The organism is Porcincola sp. LCP21S3_C12 (assembly GCF_052118625.1).
Classification (GTDB): Bacteria; Bacillota; Clostridia; order Lachnospirales; family Lachnospiraceae; genus Porcincola.
Window position 1 is genome coordinate 139,517 of record NZ_JBQKGW010000001.1, and the last position, 18,410, is coordinate 157,926.

Consider the following 18,410-nt stretch of genomic DNA (forward strand, 5'->3'; position numbering starts at 1 on the left):
TAACTGGCAGACTGAATCTGTCAAACGCGAGAGGAGAAGGGAATATGATGAGAAAAGGCTTACTCAACGTACTGGCTTGTACAGCAGCTGCAGCCATGATTGCAGCACTGCCTGCGGCTGCCTCAGAAACAGAAAAGGAAGCGCCTTCGGGAGGAATCAGCATCTCCGTAACAGACGGTTCCGAGGATGCGATGGATATCAACACGGCCAAGGTCGGAACACTGGCCGGCATGTCCGTCTGCCGTCACCTCTTTGAGGGTCTCTATAAGCTGGATGAAAAGGGGGACCTGGTTCCGGGGCAGATAAAGGATGAGAAGGTCTCCGATGACGGAAAAACCTACACGTTCACCCTTCGCGACGACATCACCTGGTCAGACGGAAAACCGGTCACTGCAGGCGATTTCGTCTATGGCTGGAAGTATCTGAAAGATTCCGCAGGCGACTACAGCACACTTCTGGACCTGATCACAGATGCGACGGCAAAGGATGACAAGACGCTTGTCGTGACGCTGGAGTATCCATGTGCATACTTCCACAGCCTGCTGGCATTCCCGTCGGCATACCCCGTTCGCGAAGACATTGTAAAGGCGAATGGCGACTCCTACGCAACCGACCCTGACAAGGCCGTCTACAACGGTCCTTACGAGCTGACAGACTGGACCCATCAGCAGTCGATGACCCTGACCAAGCGGACCGATTATTACGATGCTGATAAGATCACTGTCGACAGCATCAACTGGGAGCTGATGAGCGACTCCGCAACCATGGCGAACTCCTTCAAGAGCGGTGATGTCATTTATTCCGATTCCTATCCGGAGGAGGATGCAGACGCCCTGATGGACAATGGACTTCACTTTGAGGAGGGCTACAATACCTACTGCACCATGTTCAACCTCGGTGACAGCGGCAATGAGGTTCTGAAGGATGCCCGCGTCCGCAAGGCCCTGTCTCTTGCAATTGACCGGGAGCGTGTGATCAGCATTCGCGGACTTCAGGACGAGCTAGCCGATACCTACACGCCTGGCGGCCTGACCAACGCTGACGGGACTGAATTCAACAGCACTGTCACCCCCTGGTTCTCTGACGACCACCAGAAGGATATCGATGAAGCGAAAGAGCTGATGAAGGAAGCCGGTTACGAAGACGGCAAGGACTTCCCGGCGCTGCGCTACATCGTCAACAACGATTCCCGCAAGACGGTGGCTGAAGCCATTGTCTCCGACTGGAAAGACGCTCTCGGCATCGATTCGATTACAGTTGAGACGGTTGAGAACTTCTTCTCAGCCCGTGAGAGCGGTGACTACGATATCGCGTACTTCGGCTGGTACATGGACTATCCGGATATCTCGAACATGCTTGTGACGATGACCACAGGCCAGAACGATGCAAAGTATTCGAATACCAAATATGACGACGCATACAACAAGGCAGTGGCAGAAACGGACGAAAAAGCCCGCTGGAAGGACTATGATGAGTGCGAGTCCATTCTCGCAGAGGACCGTCCGATTACGCCGATTCTGCACTCGAAGAACTCCTATCTCTTCGACGACACCAACTATGACGGACTGGTCTACTACTGCGGCAATGCATTCTTCGGTTATGTGACACAGAAGTAATTGCCTGCTGTTCAACCAAGAGAGGCCGCGCGGCTTGTCCGCTGCGGCCTTTTGCGGGTACTGGGAAAGGGTTCCACAATGTCAGCATCATTATCAGAGAAACTGAATGACATGGCAGCTGCATTTCCGGGGAAGATGCAGCTGATCTTCCGGACGCTGAATGGGGCGTCCTGTGAAGTTGCGATTTCCCCGGACGAGAGAGTGGTCTCGGCAAGCACCATCAAGGTTCCGGTATTCGCCTGCCTGCTTGATTCGCTGGATGAGGACGGTATTTCACTTGATGCGCTCCATCCGGTGACGAAGGAAGATATCCTTGACGATACACTCGTATTCGATACAGGCGCGCGAAAGGCGTCCTGGTACGAGATTGCCTGGTGGATGATCGTCAACTCCGACAATACCGCCGCAAATGTCCTGATGAAGGCGCTCACCTTCCCGAAAATCAACAATTGGTGCAAGGCACACGGCCTTCTGTCTACCCGCGCGGAGCGGATGATGCTCGACTATGATGCCATCCGGCAGGGGCGGAACAATTATATATCTCCTTCCGATTATGCGGCTCTCGTGATCCGGGAAGACCGGCTCAGCAGGGGAGAGGTGCCCGGGTCTGAAAATGAAAGGCGCAAGGCGTCGCTTATGATGCAGTTCCTGAAAGGGAACAGAGACTATGACGCCCTCCTCCGATATATCTACGAGCAGCCAGTCTGCGCTCATAAATCTGGTGATCTTGACACCGTCGCCCACGATGCCGGCATCTTTGAATGGCAGGGGAAACGGTGGTTTCTTGGGGTCTTCACCTCTGGCTTCGACGGAACGGACATGGATTATGAAACAGCACGGGCATGGATCGGCCGCATCTCAAGGGTTGTATTCGATTATATGAAGGAGGGGTAAAGCGTATGCAGCTTGGAACAGACGCAGCCTATATAACGACAGCCCCTCAGGCCTTCCTCTATGAGAAGGACGGAACCGTGGCGGATGAAGTGCTGTCCGGGTGGATTCTCCAGCGGCTTTCTGACGAGCCCGAAAATGGCTCTGATGCCGGTTCCAGGATCCTTGTACAGACACACTACGGATACCGCGGGTATATAGATCCCGCAGCACTTCGCCCCATCGCGCTGGACGACATCCGCCGCCGGAAAGAAGGAGAGCAGACAATGGTTGTCACAAAGCAGTTTGCCGACCTGCTCTCTCAGCCCCGCGTTCAGGGACAGATTCTCACAACCCTTTCCATTGGCTCATTTCTCCAGCTGATCAAACCTGCCGAACATGGGTATCTGCTTGTCGAGGCAGCGGATGGTCAGCGCGGCTATATGCCTGCCTCAAGTCTTTCCGTGCGAACGGACAGCGATGGTTACTTTCTATGCGGCTGCGACCCGTCATGGTTTTCTTCGCAGAAGCCTTCCTGTGATCAGGAAACACTCAGGCAGCGGATTGTCCGCAGTGCGGAAAGCTACCTCGGCGTCCAGTACCGCTGGGGAGGGCATTCCGGTTCCGGGACCGACTGCTCTGGTCTGACATTCATGAGCTATCTGATGAATGGCATCCTGATCTACCGGGATGCGGAGATTCACGATGGATATCCGGTTCATGAAATTTCCTGGGCGGATAAAAAACCCGCCGATCTGCTGTATTTCCCCGGGCATGTCGCCATGTACCTCGGACATGGTCGGTATCTTCACAGTACAGGCTTTGCCCGGGATTTCGGCTGCGTTTACGGCAGTCTGACTGAAGGAGAGACCGGATACCGACCCGATCTGGATGGCAGATGCACAGCGGTCGGAAGCATCTTTTCATAACTGCTTGACAAGGAGGAAACATCCATCATGAAAATCAGGGATATCAGGCTGTCCATCCTTTCTGTTCCGCTTCGGGTTCCATTCAAAACCGCTCTGCGCAGCGTCAGCTCGGTCGAGGATGTTGTAGTCGAAATTCTCACAGATACGGACAAAATTGGCTTCGGGGAGGCCCCTCCGACCGGTGTGATCACCGGGGACACGACCGGCGCCATCGTCGGAGCCATCCGGGATCATATTGCGCCGAAGCTGATCGGGCGGGACATAGAAGAGTTTGAGACACTCCTGAGGGATGTTCAGGGCGCCCTTGTCCACAATACGAGCGCGAAGGCAGCTGTCGACATCGCCCTCTGGGATCTGTACGGAAAGCATCTGGGACTATCTGTTTTCTGCCTTCTTGGCGCCGCCCGGCGTGAGATTGAGACCGACATCACGATCAGTGTGAACGACCCGGAGGTCATGGCGCAGGATACACTTGACGCCATCCGGCGCGGATACCGCACTCTGAAGGTCAAAGTCGGGGTGGAGCCGTCACTTGACGTCGCCCGGCTTCTGGCCGTCCGGACAGCAGCCGGGCCTGACATTCAGATCCGGATTGATGCAAATCAGGCATGGACGCCGAAGCAGGCGGTCCGGATTCTCGAGGAAATGGAGCGGAAGGATCTTGGCATCGAGCTGGTTGAGCAGCCGGTGAAGGCCGCCGATCTGGACGGGCTTTCCTTTGTGACCGCTCACAGTCCGATCCCGGTTCTGGCGGATGAGGCTGTCTTTTCCCCGCAGGATGCACTTACCATCATGCAGCGTCATGCAGCAGACATGATCAATATCAAACTGATGAAGTGCGGCGGTATCACAAACGCACTCCGGATTCTCTCCGCTGCAGAGGTGTACGGGATGGAATGCATGCTCGGCTGCATGCTGGAGGCAAAGATTTCCGTGAATGCCGCGGTGGAGCTTGCCTGTGCCCGCCAGATCATCACCCGGATCGATCTGGACGGGCCTGTCCTTCTGAAAGAGGACCCGATTGCAGGCGGAGCCATTTTCCGCGAGCGGCAGATTACGGTGTCAGATGCGCCGGGCCTTGGCATATCCGGTATCCAGCCCGGATACACAAGACCACTATTTGATAATTATGTCTGAAGGCTTTATAATAGGGGGCGTGTCAAAATACCTTCAGAGTAAAATAGAAACCAGGAGAAGTGAACACTATGGCAATCGATCAGGCATTCATCATTCAGCAGATCAAAAAGAAGGAGACGCTTTACGCAGCTTTCTGCATGAATACCAAGATGCCATTCATCATCTGCGACCCGGATACCTACAATGACCAGGTATGGGTTTTCGACGGTGAGGATGAGCTGAAGAAATTTGTGGAAGAATATGCACAGAAGAAATATCTGATACGCGGCGCCAAGATGGAGCAGAAGCAGTTCGGCGGCTTCTTTGCCTCCCTCTATACACTTGATGTGAACGAAATCGCCTATGTGTCAGACGACGCAGTCACAAAGATTGCGCTGTCTGACCTTGTAAAGCGCCTCGATTTTTCCAATCTTCCGCCGCTCCAGAGACCGGTCGAGAATCCGTCCCTCCAGCTTTCAGGGCTTTATTTCATGCAGGAGGCAACCCGACAGATCCCGAATGAGGAAAAAAAGAACCTCAGCGAGCTGAATGAAGAGTTCTCTGCCAATCTGGCAGCTGCCCGCTATATCGTGGCTGTAATTCCGAAAGAAGGTCCCGGAACACTTCCTGAAAAACTCCAGCGGCATGAGTTTTCCGTCCCCGTCCTGAACATGAAAAATGGCAAGAAGTTTGTTCCCTGTTTCTCGGATCAGTTTGAGTATGACAAGTTCCGCCAGAATCAGAAACTTCTGGAGCTCGCAGTTCCGCTTCCCGGGCTGATGCAGTACGCCGGAAAAGATACCGACGGCTTCATGCTCAACCCGATGGGGATGTCGATGGTTCTCACAAAGGAACTGATCGAAGCGCTCGTGAAAGCCTTTCCGGATCGAATCCAGGAAGGAATTCAGAAGGCGAATGAGGTTGTCCGTCAGGCTCAGGAATATGCGAAGAAAGCAAGTGAAGCCAGGAAAAAAGCACCTGAAAAAAAGCCTGAGGAGAAGAGGAAAGAAGTCCCTGTCAGCCATCTCCCGGGACACTCCAAGGTCCTGACTCCTTCCTTCGCATCCAGAGCCGGGAAGGAAAAAGAGGCAGCTCCCGCGCCAGTCTACCGGCCGGTCAAGAAAGCGCCAGAAGAGCAGGAATCTTCCGGGAAGCCGGATTCTGCTTCCACGAAACAGCCTGAGGAATAACAGGATATTCAGTGCTCCATAAACCGAAGGACACCGAATACCTTTCCGATGATCTGAAGATGATCCTTCACAATGATCGGGTCCATGCTGTCGTTCTCTGGCTGGAGCCTGATATATCCCTTTTCTCTGTAAAACCGCTTGACGGTTGCGGAGTCGTCAATCATCGCGACGACAATGTCACCGTTCTGAGCGGTTTTCTGTTCCTCTACCAGAAGAAGATCTCCGTTGTTGATGCCAGCATTGATCATGCTGGTTCCCTTCACCCGCAGCATAAAAGCCGGATTCTGCGGCATATAGTCGGCAGGAAGCGGAAAATAGCTTTCGATATTCTGTGCAGCGAGGATCGGAACCCCTGCCGCTACCTGACCGACAAGCGGAATGCTGGCAACCTCACGCCTTGTAACGTTAAAGGCATCGTCTACGACCTCGATTGCCCTGGGCTTTGCCGGGTCGCGCCGGATATATCCATTCTTCTCAAGAGATTCCAGATGAGAGTGGACAGAAGAGGTAGACTTCAGGTGCACGGCATCACAGATCTCCCTGACCGTCGGCGGGTAGCCATGGCTCATAATTTCGCGCTTCAGGTAATCCAGAATTTCCTGCTGCTTCTTTGATATTTTTCCATATGCCATAAATAGAGAACCTCCCACCATTCAACCGGCTAATCCTGTCAGGTTTCTTAACATCTTAACACATGGGGCAGCGGAATGCAAACACATGTTCTTGTTTCAATTTCTGTATCTTCTTTCACTTTTTCTTAATGAATAGATGACTGTGCCTTCATTGTTATCTATGCTTTCAGATGGTATAATCTGCACTAGTTACAGGGCATTTCACCCAAAACTCTTTGTCAATCTGACACGCAGAAGCCCCAGGTGAACAGGGCGCTGCCTTCAGACAGGAGGAAGAATCCTATGAAAAAGAAAGTAGTGAGTATACTGGCGGCGGCTTCTGTCGCGGCCTCGCTTCTTGGAGGGGCTGTCCCTCTCACGGTTCTTGCCGACGGAACCATGGTGGTCTCCATTGGCGCCGATCTGACGGAAGACCAGAAGACTGCGATCCTCAAGTATTTCGGAATCTACGGCAACAACAGCGTTCAGACCATCACGGTCACAAACCAGGATGAGCGCAGCCACCTGGCGTCCTATATTCCGATCGAGCAGATCGGTTCCCGGACCATCAGCTGTGCGCTGGTAAAGCCTACAACAACGGGAGGCGTCCAGGTCAAGACCGCAAACCTGAATTATATTACCAGCAACATGATTGCGTCCAATCTGATCACCTGCGGCGTCACGAACTGCCAGGCGATCGCAGCAGCACCATTTGAGGTATCCGGAACCGGCGCGCTGACCGGGATCCTGATGGCATATGAGAATGCAACCGGAAACCAGATCAGCCAGCAGTCGAAGGACCTGTCCGCTCAGGAGATTCAGATCACGGAGAACCTGAGCAACTCCGCCGAGAACCAGCAGGTTGCGCAGCAGATTGTCAACGATGTCAAGCTGCAGGTCATCAACGGGACAGTGGATGACTCTCAGAATACAGACAACTCTGTCATCACGAACAATACGGTCAATGACCAGTCGGTCACGAACATTGTCAACAATGTTGTCAATCAGTACACGACCAACAACAACGGCATCACGCTCAGCCAGGAGGACGTCCAGCAGCTGACAGACTACGCGAAAAAGCTTGCGGAACAGGCTTACCAGCAGGGAGCAGCAGAGGCGAAGGCCCAGCTTGAGGCGCAGTCACAGGTTCAGAAGGATCTGTCACAGACAACCGGCGTTGCCAACACCGATAACACACAGAAGATTGTTGATGACAGTACCAAGAATCAGGAGTCCACGGAGAAGACAACCGAAGCGAACGCATCGTCCGCCGGCGAGACAGAGACCGCTTCCTCAGAGTCGGAGGCAAGCATCTTCTCCGATACCGATCTGTCCGCACTGAACAACGGCAGCACCAGCAGCACACTCGTCACCGGTACGGATTCCGCCGTCATTCAGAATGACATTCAGAACGGCGCTTCAGACAACGACAAGCTGATTGCAGGAGAGCAGGACGGCCAGAAACAGTCTGAATCGACATCCCAGACCGACGCTTCCGGACTTGTGATCACGACGCAGGACTCCAATACCGACCAGACATCTCAGTCTGATACCGCATCTCAGGAGACCCCGCAGACGGATGCGCAGGCATCAGACGCGCAGACACCGGAGACTCAGGCGGCAGACGCGCAGGCATCCGATCAGCCTCAGACAGCCGTAACCGAACCGGCGGCAGAGACAGCAGCTTCCATCACAACCGATCAGACGTCTTTCTATTCGACGAGTTACCTGTCGAAAACCGGAGAAGTCTTTGTGCCGTCCTTTGCGATTGCACTGAAGAGCGATTCACTTATTCCGGTCAGCGGTACCTTTACGGTTGCAGATGCATCCGGCAATGTGCTTGGAAGTGCGGATCTCTCTGACAAGAGCCAGGTAACAGCCGTCAGCAGTGGAACTGCGAACGACGAGTTCAAGTCGGAGAACAGCTGGGATCAGCTGACCGGCCTGTTCTTCCAGCCGAAGGATACAAGCGGGAATCCAGTCGTCCCGGCAGCCGGAACAGCCTATCAGCTGACGCTGAACGGCACCTTCGCACAGACCACGGATGCATCAGCGGTCTCCTCGGCGCCACAGGTCTCTGTTGATCTTCAGAATGTGACATATAATGCCTCCTTCCAGGCAGCCGCCGGTCTGAATCTCGGGAACGTCTCTTTGTCTGATCTGAAGGCAGGCGCGGTGCTGAGTGCAGCCGTGACAGACGACGGTTCGTTTACAACAGCTTCTCTGAGCAGTCCGGATGGAACAGCGGCGGTCAATACTGCTGACGGATCCGGCTCAGTTACGGCCGGAGGCGATCTTTCTGTCACCATCACGCTGCAGAATGCACCTGGACTTGCGGAAGTGGATCTGCAGTATTCCGCAGCCGGTGCCGGCGAGACAGAATCCGCGGATGCCTCCGCACAGGGCTCAACCCTCCGGTACTTTATCCCGGTTCAGGCCCAGTAAGCCATTCATCGATTGTCATCATCCAATACGTATACGCCCTGACAGCATTCCTGCCGGGGCGTATTCATTTGCTTGACTTTCTGCTGGAGAAGCAGTATGATATCCGCAATACATCTATACAGAAAACACATGTTTTACAAATAGATATCATGAATCATAAGGGGATTTTATGATGAAACCATCATCCAGTGAACATACCATCCGGCCGGCATCCGGATCCAGTCCGGCCTCTGTGCAGACGTCAACCCGTCCACGAAGCTATCATGACGAAAAGGACATTCAGAATACCCTTCAGCTTCGCGAAATTCTGAAGGAATTTCCTCCATTTGCAAAGCAGTACTTTCTTGGAATCGAGTCCACAACGGCCACCCGGACAAGACTATCGTATGCCTACGATATCCGCACCTTTTTCCGGTATCTGCAGGAAAACAACCCGATCCTTTCCAAAAAGGATATCCTCACCTGGGACGTGTCCGTTCTTGATCAGATCCAGCCGACCGATATCGAGGAATATGAATCCTTTCTGAAGGTCTACACAGTGGATCCTTCCCTGGTTGGGGCTGTGCGCGAGGAAACCTTCACCAACGGCGAAAAGGGTCTCAAGCGCAAGATGTCGGCGCTCAGGAGCTTCTATGCCTATTACTTCAAGAGACAGATGATTCGGACAAATCCAACCCTTCTGGTTGACATGCCCAAGCTCCATGAGAAGGCGATTGTCCGTCTTGACGCAGGTGAATCGGCAGCTCTGCTGGACTTGATTGAACATGGCGGAGATGACCTGACAGGTCAGAAGAAACGATATTATGAAAAAACGCGCCTGCGTGATCTTGCAATTGTCACGCTGCTCCTTGGAACCGGAATCCGTGTCAGCGAATGCGTAGGGCTGGATGTCACAGACGTGGATTTCCGGAATAACGGCATCCGGATCATTCGAAAAGGCGGCTCAGAGTCCATTGTCTACTTCGGCGGAGAAGTGGAAAAGGCGCTGAGGGATTATCTGGAGGAGAGAAAGTCCATCGTCCCGCAGCCGGGTGAGGAGAACGCTCTCTTCTACTCAACCCAAAGGCGCCGGATGGGCGTTCAGGCTGTGGAAAACATGGTCAAGAAATATGCCCGGCAGATTACAACCACGAAGAAAATTACGCCGCACAAGCTCCGCAGTACCTACGGAACAGCCCTGTATCAGCAGACCGGGGACATCTATCTGGTCGCCGATGTACTCGGTCACAAGGACGTCAACACCACCCGGAAACACTATGCGGCCATGGACGATGCGCGGCGCCGCAGCGCCGCAGGCGCCGTCAGACTCCGGGAAACCCCTGAAGCCTGAATCAAAAAAAGCGCCTTCCGTCTGATATGAAACACAGCGATCACTTCTGAGCTGCAAATGCATGCTCATCGAGCAGAATGGTGAAGGGGCCGTCATTCAGCAGACTGACCTTCATGTCTGCTCCGAAGATGCCGGTCTGTACAAGCGGAACCGCCTTCCGGCATTCTTCTACAATATACTGGTAGATTTCCTCCGCGTGCTGCGGGCTTCCGGCTTCTATAAAACTCGGCCGGTTTCCCCTGCGGCAGTTCGCATACAGCGTAAACTGGGATATTAAGAGCAGTCCGCCATCCACATCGGCCAGCGAACGGTTCGTTTTTCCCTGATCGTCCTCAAAGATCCGAAGGGAAAGGAGCTTTCTTATGTACTGGTCAGCAGTCTCCCTTGTATCCTTGTCACAGACTCCAATCAGAACAAGGTAGCCCTTCTGGATGGATCCGACTGTCCTGCCTCCGACATCCACGGACGCATGCGCCACTCGCTGAATCAGAAACTTCATCTTTCGATTTCCTTAACCTTTCGTCTGCTGCTTTCCTCAGCGCCTGAATGTTTCAAGCAGCTGCTTAAAATACTCCGGAAGAGGCGCTGTAAACTCCATATAGGCCCCTGTGACGGGATGTTTGAATCCCAGCACCATCGCATGCAGGGTCTGTCCTTCAAGGGAATACGGGCATCTGGAAGGCCCGTACACGGTATCCCCGAGAAGCGGATGTCCGATATGTGCCATATGGACCCGGATCTGATGCGTCCGTCCGGTTTCAAGCCGGCACTCGATATACGTGTAGGTTCCGAACCGTTCCAGAACACGGTAATGGGTCACTGCTCTTCTTCCCCGCCCCGGCTCACAGACAGCCATCTTCTTCCGGTCAGCCGGGTGTCTCGCCAGAGGCGCATCGATCACGCCTTCATCCTGCTTCAGATTTCCGATCACAATTGCCCGATAGCGCCTTGTGATCGTGTGGTCATGAAACTGCGCAGCCAGACACTGATGGGCTTTATCATTTTTTGCGGCAACGAGCGACCCGGTTGTGTCCATATCAATCCGGTGTACGATTCCAGGTCTCAGGACCCCATTGATCCCGGACAGACTCCCCCTGCAGTGATAGAGCAGCGCGTTGACAAGCGTGCCGGACATATGGCCGGCAGCCGGATGCACGACCATGCCCTTCGGCTTGTTCACGACGATCACGTCGTCATCCTCATACAGAATATTCAGGGGAATATTCTCCGGCTTAATTTCCAGATCGTCCGGCGGCGGAAGAAGCACATAAACCGCCTGTCCTTCCCTCAGCTTCAGCCCGGCTTTTCCGGCAGGGACAGGAACAGAATCCGTACCGGACGTCCGAACATGCCCCTCCTCAATCAGCTTCCGGATATAGGACCGGGTCTGTCCGTTCATCCTTTCCGTCAGGAAGACATCCAGCCGGCTGCCGGCATCTGCGGTGTCTGTCCGATAGACCAGCTCCTCAGATACAGGCGTTCCGACTGCCTCCGCATCCTCTGTGAATTCTTCTTCATTCATCCTTTTTTCTCTTCTTTCCCGTCTTGTGCTCCCCCTCTTGTCCATATCCCAGGTTCATCGTCCCTGTAGACAAAAAGCATCAGAATCATAAGAAGACCTGCGCTCAGAGAGACACAGATGTCTGCCACATTGAAGATCGGAAAATGAATCAGCGAAATGTAGATGAAGTCGATCACGTATCCTCGGAGGACGCGGTCAATCAGGTTCCCGACGGCTCCTGCCGTCAGCCCTGCCATGCAGACCCGAAGCGGAAGATATCTTCTGTCCGGAATCCTGATATAACAGATGACGGCAGCCATGCTGACGACAGCCGCAAACAGGATGAACAGCGGCAGCCGGTTCTGCAGCATTCCAAAGGCTGCTCCCCGGTTTTCCAGATAGCGAAGCTCAAGCACGCCCGGAATCAGAGTGACAAATCCCTTTCCTGAAAGCTTCAGGTTTCTGTATGCCAGCTCCTTGGTCAGCTGATCCGCCGCGACAGCCGCACAGACCCCGAAGGCGCCTGCGATCCATTGTTTTCTTTCTTTCCGGTGGCCGGTCCGCATACAGTCCATCTCCCTCAATCGATCTCAATCATTCTGATGGAGATCCGCATCCAGAAACTCCAGTGCCTTCCGGATTTCCTCATCGGTTACCGTCCGGTCAATAAATGCATCGCCCAGCTGGTGAAGCAGAATAAAGCGAAGCTGTCCCTTGTCCATCTTCTTGTCCAGCTTCATCACGCGGATAATGTCGTCAATCCGGAGACTGTCAAAGGAAATAGGAAGGTGAAAGCCGACAAACATATCGCGGATTTCATAGAATGTATCATCATCAATATACTTTCTCTGCCAGGAGATGTAGGCTGCCACCACGCACCCAAGTGCCACACACTGTCCGTGCGCAAGCGAGAAATTTTTCAGCCGCTCGATTGCATGCCCTGCGGTATGGCCGAAATTCAGAAGGGCACGGTCGTTCATTTCCTCCGGATCCTTCTCCACAATCTCCCGCTTGATGTTGACACTCCGCACCACCATCTGAAGAAGCGTCGCGCTGTCGCGCTCCTCGATCTCCTCCATATGGTCGAGCAGCCATTCGTAGTAATCGGCATCCCGGATCAGCCCATGCTTGAGGACCTCGCCCATGCCGCTGGAGAACTGAAGATCATCGAGGGACTGAAGCGTGCTGATATTGAGATATACCATGGACGGCTGATGAAAGGCACCGACCATATTCTTGTACTTGTCAAAATCAACCCCTGTCTTTCCGCCGATGCTCGAATCGACCTGTGACAGGAGTGTCGTCGGAATCTGAACAAACCGAATTCCGCGCAGATAGCAGGCTGCTGCAAAGCCCGCCATATCACCGACAACGCCCCCGCCGAGTGCTGCCACGATGTCATGGCGGTCAAGACGATTCTCGATCAGGTGCGTCAGGATCTTTCGAATCCAGTCCAGGTTTTTATGTTCTTCTCCGGCCTGAATTACAAAAGACGAGAGCTCGGCGCAGACCGGCTTCAGTCTGTCCAGCACCTCTCTCAGATAGAGCTTTTCCACATGGCTGTCTGTGATGACAGCAATGCGTCTGCCGGCCGGCTTCAGGTCTGCCATGCGAGCCCCCAGGTTCTCAAAGGAGTTCTCCGGATAGATGCGGTAGATTTCCTCTGATCCCCTTCTGACGGAGATCGGACTATGAAAGACTGCCGCTGCGTTTCCTGCTTGTTCCATCTCTTTTTCTCCTCCCTGCCGGATATGAAAAGACCGCCGGGTCAATGGACTACACGGCGGTCTTGTGCGATCTTTCCTGCCCTCAGGCAGCATTAAAAATCTTCATCGTCTCCCAGGTCATCCGGATCAAATGTCCCAGTGAGAATCTCCTGGAACTCCCCGGTGATCTGAATGTCCTTCGGTGTGAGCACGAAAATGTAATTACTGATCTTGTCCAGTCTTCCCTGCAGCGCACAGGTGCACCCGGAGGCGAAATCAAACAACCTCTGAGAGACGTCCAGATCAAGCCCCTCCAGGTTCAGGATAACGACACATCTGGCCACCAGCGTCTTTGCAATCTCAAGGGCATCCTCCATCGACTTCGGCCTAATCACACATACAGAATAGTTATTCGTCTCTTCATCCTCCTGTACGGCTTTTCTCGGCCTGAAGGTCGATACCTTCGGGCTCCTTGCTCTTTCCGGAGCTGACTCATATGCATTTTCAGGTTTTTCCACTGCCTGTCCGAAGAACGAACGTCTCTCCCGCTTTTGCTGGGGAAACGATGTCACAGCAGACTTCGATCCGCTGTCTGTCTCCTCACGCCTCCGGATGAGACGCCTCGATGGATGACGATCTACTAGATCCACATCGGAATCATCCTCATCCAGATAATCGTCCTCGTCGACATCATCATTCAGGGTGACTTTTTCCAGAAATTTATCGAAACTAGGAAATTTCATGAAATGCTGGACTCTCCTGTCTTCTCTTTCATGCCGTAATCTCTCTCTCCGAAGATTCCGGTTCCGACTCTTACATAGGTAGCCCCCTCCTCGACAGCCGTCTCGAAGTCGTCGGTCATCCCCATGCTGAGCTCAGACATAGTTACATTATCAATGTTTTGACGGGCGATGTCAACCGCTAAATTTCGAAGCGTCCTGAAGACAGGTCTGCTGTCCTCCGGTTTCTCCGCAATCGGCGCGATTGTCATCAGTCCCCTGATCCGGATATGCGGGTAACGGGACACCGCTTTGACAAAGGCTTCCGCATCCTCCGGGCGGATGCCGCCCTTGGAAGCCTCACCGGCCACGTTCACCTCCACAAGGACAGGCATCACAAGCTGATGCTTCTCAGCCTCCTTCTCAATGGTCTCGGCAAGCTCAGGCGAGCCCAGCGAATGGATCATCACCGCCTTGTCGATGATATATTTCACCTTGTTTCGCTGAAGGTTCCCGATCATATGCCAGCGGAGATTCTTGGGAAGAACCTCATACTTATCTCTCAGCTCCTGCGGCTTGTTCTCTCCGAAATCGATGATCCCCTCCGCCATGGCCTCCTCGATCATGGAAACCGGCTTTGTCTTGCTGACCGCAATCAGCGTCACCTCGCTGCGGTTTCTTCCGGCCCTCTCACAGGCAGCCTGAATCCTCTTTTCGATATTCTCCAGATTTTCCTTGATCATGTTTACCCTCCATGTATGAATCCGGTTTCCGAGGTTTCAGGCAATGATTTCATCCTCCTTCACCTTGGAAGCATCCAGTGCAATCCGGTCGTGCGCGGAAAGCCCATAGGTATTCTCGGGATTGACGATGCAGAATTCTTCATTCTGGTCGACAATATTCACCTCGCGAAACACCGCGTATCCCTTGTTGATATTGTAAACACCCTGGATTGTCTCCTTCACATCGTCTGAGATTTCATATTTTTTCTCTGTGCCCGGCATAATGATATAATCGCCATCCTTCAGCACAGAGGCGTCAACCAGGTATGTGTTGGAATCCGTATCCTTCGCGTATACATTCGCTGTAAAATTGCGATTCTGCGCAGATCCGTCGCTGCGGAATGTCTGGGTCTGAAGATAGACCTCCTTCTCAGAGGACTGGCTCACCGTCACATACTCGGCGGGAATCCTGTAGAAATCCCTGCTGACGATGGCAGAAACCGGTATCTTCAGCCCCTCTGCCTTGCTCAGGATCAGTTCAATGTCGAGGAACCTGTCCTCCGTAAACCGAACCAGTGAATTCGTCAGCGTAATCTTCCCGTAATAACCGTCTTTTCCGGAAATGATCGTAAACGGGGCTGTAAAGACACTGTTGTCTTTTAAAAAGCGGATCCGGATTCTTTCTGTTCCGTCAAGCTGTGTGCGGAGCTGGTCATCGACCGGGAAATACAGATACCATGTCTCGCTGGTTACAAGCTTATAAATATCATCGCCCGCCGATACACTCTTGTGAAGCCGGAGGTTCTCGCGCTTGTAAGCCCTCTTTCCAAACATATCCGCGTCAAGCTGTGACTCTTCTGTATGCTCATAGCCATCGACAGAGTAGATGACAAACCCGGCACTCTGGGACTGGTAGCTTCCGCTCACGTACTGGCCTGCATTCTCATCAATCGAAGACTGAAGGATCACACTTTCCAGGTCCGCCTTCAGATTATACACCGCAGAGAAGTCATCCGGACCAGAGTTTGCACTGTACGTCGAAAGCATGCTCTTGACAGAAGTCAGGTCCTCATCCGATAAACTTGTCTGAACGGATGCCTTGCTGCCGGATTCATCGGCCTGTCCGCCGACAGAACAGATCAGCTCCCCGCTTCCGACATTCGAGCCCTCACGAGCATAATATGTGACCGCTCCTGATTCCTGCGCCTGCACAACTTGCTCGGACTTCAGCGCAAGCGCGCTGTATCTGTAGTTGCCGGAGAGAGAGCCGCTGACAACCTCATAAGGCGTCACCTTTTCGCGCGTCAGGTAAACCACGAAGATAATGATCAGGTAGATCAGGATCATTCCGAACAGAATCGTTCCGATATTCAGATCGAACCGATTGTCCAGGCGGATGATTTTCCGGTTATTCTTTTTTTTCTTTTCTGTACCAGTCAAAGATCCTGCCCTCTTATACATACAAAAGGCGGCGGGCTGCCGGCTTCAAGCGTCCGGAAACCCGCCGTATTCAGTTTTCCAACACCTCTGTGTTGAATGCTTGGATTCCATTCAGTTGATCAATTGATGAACCTGCTGTGATCACAGCTCCGCAATCACCGCATCATGGTACTGTTCAGGAAGCTGCTGCTTTGTAAGGGATATGCTCACGACAAAATGGACGCCGAACTGTTTGGAGATGTCCTCCAGTTCCTTCAGAACCGGTACCGGGTCTCCGTTCTCCTCAAGCTTCGCAATCTTCAGGAAGCTGTCGAGGTACACATATTCAAGATCGTGATCCTGGGAAATGATGCCGCAGATAAAACCTAAGAATTCGTCACTGTCCTTGATCGGGAAAGTTGTCATATCGATCAGACGGATTTTATTGTTCAGTTCATACATATGCTGCGTACTTTTATCGAGGTAAACAACGTTCCCGTTTACATTCTTGATCTCGTTGTTTGCCTTTTCCAGAAGTACCTTTGTCTTGCCTCTGCCCTTTTCTCCGATGATGAACTGTATCATATGTCGTTTCCTCCTTATATTCGGGATCGGTTCATGCAAATGCTCTGAAATCAGTATAAACGATTGCCCTTTCAAATTCAAGAACTGTTCTTCATACAAGTTGAAACAAGTTCATCCGAGAACATCTCCACCTTACTTACCGGCGAGCGAAAGGATCTGGGTCATATCGACATACAGCTGCTCCTTGTCCTGTGAATTCAGAATGACAGAGATGTACGGATTTCCATATGCATCCTTCGACAGAATACTCAGGCAGGCACCGGCCGCATCCGTCGTGCCGGTTTTTCCGCCGTAGACCGTCACATTGTCCGGTGTCTCCGCGCTTCCGTCAAGATAATGGTCCGTTGTCGTCCATGTGTTCCCGTAGGCATCTCCCGTCGCATCCTTGTACTCGGCATAATAGGTCTTCCTGCCGATGATGTCCAGAAACAGATCATACTGCATCAGCGCGTTGAACGTCAGATAGACGTCGTAGGCACAGGTGTAATGATTGTCCTGCGTCATGCCATAGGGATTCACAAAATGTGTGTGGGTTGCTCCGAGTTTCACGGATTCGTCATTCATCATCTGTACAAACTTGTCTACGGATCCTCCGACATGCTCTGCCACCATCATTGCGGCGTCATTGCCGGAGGCAATGAGCATCCCATATACAAGCTGTTTCAGCGTCAGCTGATCACCTACATGCAGTCCGCAGACAGAGGAACCCTCCTCAATATCATTGGCTGTCTCTGTTACCGTCACAACATCGTCAAGGTTGCCGTACTTGAAGGCCACCAGCGCTGTCATCAGTTTTGTCAGAGACGCCTGCGGACGCTGTTCGAAGATGTCCTTCGCATAGACCACCTTCTGACCGGTCACGTCAAAGAGTGCTCCCTCTGTTGCGGTAATAAAGACCGCATCCGGATTCACATCCGAATCTGTCACGCACAGCCCCTTGGAAAACGGATCCGCACTCATCCTGTCTCCTGCTCCGGGGAGGCCGAATACGGTGCTGCTGTCTGAATACGGTTCCGGAAGAGAGACGTCATGCGACCGGAAGACATAAAAGAACACAGCCCAGATGGCACAGGCGGTCAGCACGAGCAGGAAAGCAGCCACGAGTGCAAGCTTCAGATTCTTCCGCCTTTCCTCCGTTTCCCTGGCCTGTATTCTGTTCCATTCACGCTGTGTATAATAATCAGGTTTCTGTTCTGTTTTTCTCATATCATCTTTTCAGGCCGTCCGGACGCACTCAGCGGTACATCTCACGCCAGTCAAGGTCGCCCCGGTCAAGAGACTTCAGGAGAATCTCCGCGGAAGCGATATTCGTCGCAAGCGGGATGTTATGGATATCACAGCTTCTGATAGCCTTTGTGAAATCCGAGTTGCCATTGCGGATGCCGGTTTCTCTGTCCGGATCCCGGAAATACAGAACCAGATCCATCTGATTCTGTTCAATCATGGCACTCATCTGCTGTTCTCCGCCGACATGCCCCTCCAGAAGCTTGTGGACATTCAGCCCGGCCGCCTCCTGGATCAGCCTTCCGGTCGTCCCCGTCGCGTAAAGCTGGTGACGGGAGAGAATTCCCCTGTAGGCAATGCAGCAGTTCTGCATCAGTTTTTTCTTTGCATCATCAGCGATTAGTCCAACATTCATAGGGAAACCTCC

Annotated in this window: 18 protein-coding genes; 7 read left to right on the forward strand and 11 right to left on the reverse strand. The window is 52.9% G+C overall.

Annotation, left to right across the window (positions count from 1 at the left end; genetic code table 11):
• Positions 1-44 precede the first annotated feature (44 nt).
• The 5 genes from ACTQ1N_RS00540 (at position 45) to ACTQ1N_RS00560 (ending at position 5,721) form a co-directional block, all read left to right on the forward strand.
• Positions 45-1,616 carry a peptide ABC transporter substrate-binding protein gene (locus tag ACTQ1N_RS00540; protein ID WP_441953586.1) on the forward strand — a complete coding sequence of 524 codons (1,572 nt, stop codon included), beginning with the start codon at positions 45-47 and terminating at the stop codon, positions 1,614-1,616.
• A gap of 78 nt (positions 1,617-1,694) precedes the next feature.
• Positions 1,695-2,510, forward strand: a complete 816-nt coding sequence (locus ACTQ1N_RS00545; protein WP_441953588.1) for a serine hydrolase — start codon at positions 1,695-1,697, stop codon at positions 2,508-2,510.
• 5 nt (positions 2,511-2,515) lie between these two features.
• The gene (locus ACTQ1N_RS00550) at positions 2,516-3,415 is read left to right on the forward strand and encodes an NlpC/P60 family protein (RefSeq protein WP_441953590.1); all 900 of its coding nucleotides are present in this window, start codon (positions 2,516-2,518) and stop codon (positions 3,413-3,415) included.
• Between the two features lie 27 nt (positions 3,416-3,442).
• Positions 3,443-4,552, forward strand: a complete 1,110-nt coding sequence (locus ACTQ1N_RS00555; RefSeq protein ID WP_441953592.1) for a dipeptide epimerase — start codon at positions 3,443-3,445, stop codon at positions 4,550-4,552.
• A gap of 68 nt (positions 4,553-4,620) precedes the next feature.
• Positions 4,621-5,721 carry an SseB family protein gene (locus tag ACTQ1N_RS00560; RefSeq protein ID WP_441953594.1) on the forward strand — a complete coding sequence of 367 codons (1,101 nt, stop codon included), beginning with the start codon at positions 4,621-4,623 and terminating at the stop codon, positions 5,719-5,721.
• A gap of 8 nt (positions 5,722-5,729) precedes the next feature.
• On the opposite strand, the gene lexA is transcribed toward ACTQ1N_RS00560, so the two are convergent.
• On the reverse strand, positions 5,730-6,353 hold the full coding sequence (lexA, locus tag ACTQ1N_RS00565; protein WP_441953596.1) for a transcriptional repressor LexA: 624 nt from the start codon (positions 6,351-6,353) through the stop codon (positions 5,730-5,732).
• 282 nt (positions 6,354-6,635) lie between these two features.
• On the opposite strand from lexA, the gene ACTQ1N_RS00570 reads away from it, so the two are divergent.
• Together ACTQ1N_RS00570 and ACTQ1N_RS00575 are read left to right on the forward strand one after the other, a co-directional pair.
• Positions 6,636-8,777 (forward strand): DUF1002 domain-containing protein, encoded by a 2,142-nt coding sequence (locus ACTQ1N_RS00570; protein WP_441953598.1) that lies wholly within the window; start codon positions 6,636-6,638, stop codon positions 8,775-8,777.
• Positions 8,778-8,949: 172 nt separating this feature from the next.
• Positions 8,950-10,107, forward strand: coding sequence for a tyrosine-type recombinase/integrase (locus ACTQ1N_RS00575; RefSeq protein ID WP_441953829.1), 1,158 nt, complete (start codon positions 8,950-8,952; stop codon positions 10,105-10,107).
• Positions 10,108-10,147: 40 nt separating this feature from the next.
• Here the strand turns inward: ACTQ1N_RS00575 and dtd are convergent, their stop codons facing one another.
• From dtd to ACTQ1N_RS00625, 10 genes are all read right to left on the reverse strand, one after another.
• Positions 10,148-10,606, reverse strand: coding sequence for a D-aminoacyl-tRNA deacylase (gene dtd, locus ACTQ1N_RS00580; RefSeq protein ID WP_441953600.1), 459 nt, complete (start codon positions 10,604-10,606; stop codon positions 10,148-10,150).
• A 36-nt stretch (positions 10,607-10,642) separates the two neighbouring features.
• A complete protein-coding gene (locus ACTQ1N_RS00585) occupies positions 10,643-11,629 on the reverse strand; it encodes an RluA family pseudouridine synthase (protein ID WP_441953602.1) in 987 nt (328 codons plus the stop codon).
• Positions 11,626-12,174, reverse strand: coding sequence for a signal peptidase II (gene lspA, locus ACTQ1N_RS00590; RefSeq protein ID WP_441953604.1), 549 nt, complete (start codon positions 12,172-12,174; stop codon positions 11,626-11,628). The genes ACTQ1N_RS00585 and lspA overlap by 4 nt, the downstream gene beginning before the upstream one ends.
• Before the next feature lie 24 nt (positions 12,175-12,198).
• A complete protein-coding gene (aroB, locus tag ACTQ1N_RS00595) occupies positions 12,199-13,335 on the reverse strand; it encodes a 3-dehydroquinate synthase (RefSeq protein WP_441953606.1) in 1,137 nt (378 codons plus the stop codon).
• 92 nt (positions 13,336-13,427) lie between these two features.
• Positions 13,428-14,057, reverse strand: a complete 630-nt coding sequence (locus tag ACTQ1N_RS00600) for a cell division protein SepF (RefSeq protein ID WP_441953608.1) — start codon at positions 14,055-14,057, stop codon at positions 13,428-13,430.
• On the reverse strand, positions 14,054-14,776 hold the full coding sequence (locus tag ACTQ1N_RS00605; RefSeq protein ID WP_441953610.1) for a YggS family pyridoxal phosphate-dependent enzyme: 723 nt from the start codon (positions 14,774-14,776) through the stop codon (positions 14,054-14,056). The genes ACTQ1N_RS00600 and ACTQ1N_RS00605 overlap by 4 nt, the downstream gene beginning before the upstream one ends.
• Positions 14,777-14,812: 36 nt before the next feature.
• Positions 14,813-16,195: an HlyD family efflux transporter periplasmic adaptor subunit gene (locus ACTQ1N_RS00610; RefSeq protein ID WP_441953612.1), complete on the reverse strand. Its 1,383-nt coding sequence runs from the start codon at positions 16,193-16,195 to the stop codon at positions 14,813-14,815.
• A gap of 141 nt (positions 16,196-16,336) precedes the next feature.
• Positions 16,337-16,759, reverse strand: a complete 423-nt coding sequence (locus ACTQ1N_RS00615) for a twitching motility protein PilT (protein ID WP_441953614.1) — start codon at positions 16,757-16,759, stop codon at positions 16,337-16,339.
• Between the two features lie 132 nt (positions 16,760-16,891).
• Positions 16,892-17,965, reverse strand: coding sequence for a D-alanyl-D-alanine carboxypeptidase family protein (locus ACTQ1N_RS00620; RefSeq protein WP_441953616.1), 1,074 nt, complete (start codon positions 17,963-17,965; stop codon positions 16,892-16,894).
• A gap of 28 nt (positions 17,966-17,993) precedes the next feature.
• On the reverse strand, positions 17,994-18,398 hold the full coding sequence (locus ACTQ1N_RS00625) for a methylglyoxal synthase (protein ID WP_441953618.1): 405 nt from the start codon (positions 18,396-18,398) through the stop codon (positions 17,994-17,996).
• Positions 18,399-18,410 lie beyond the last annotated feature (12 nt).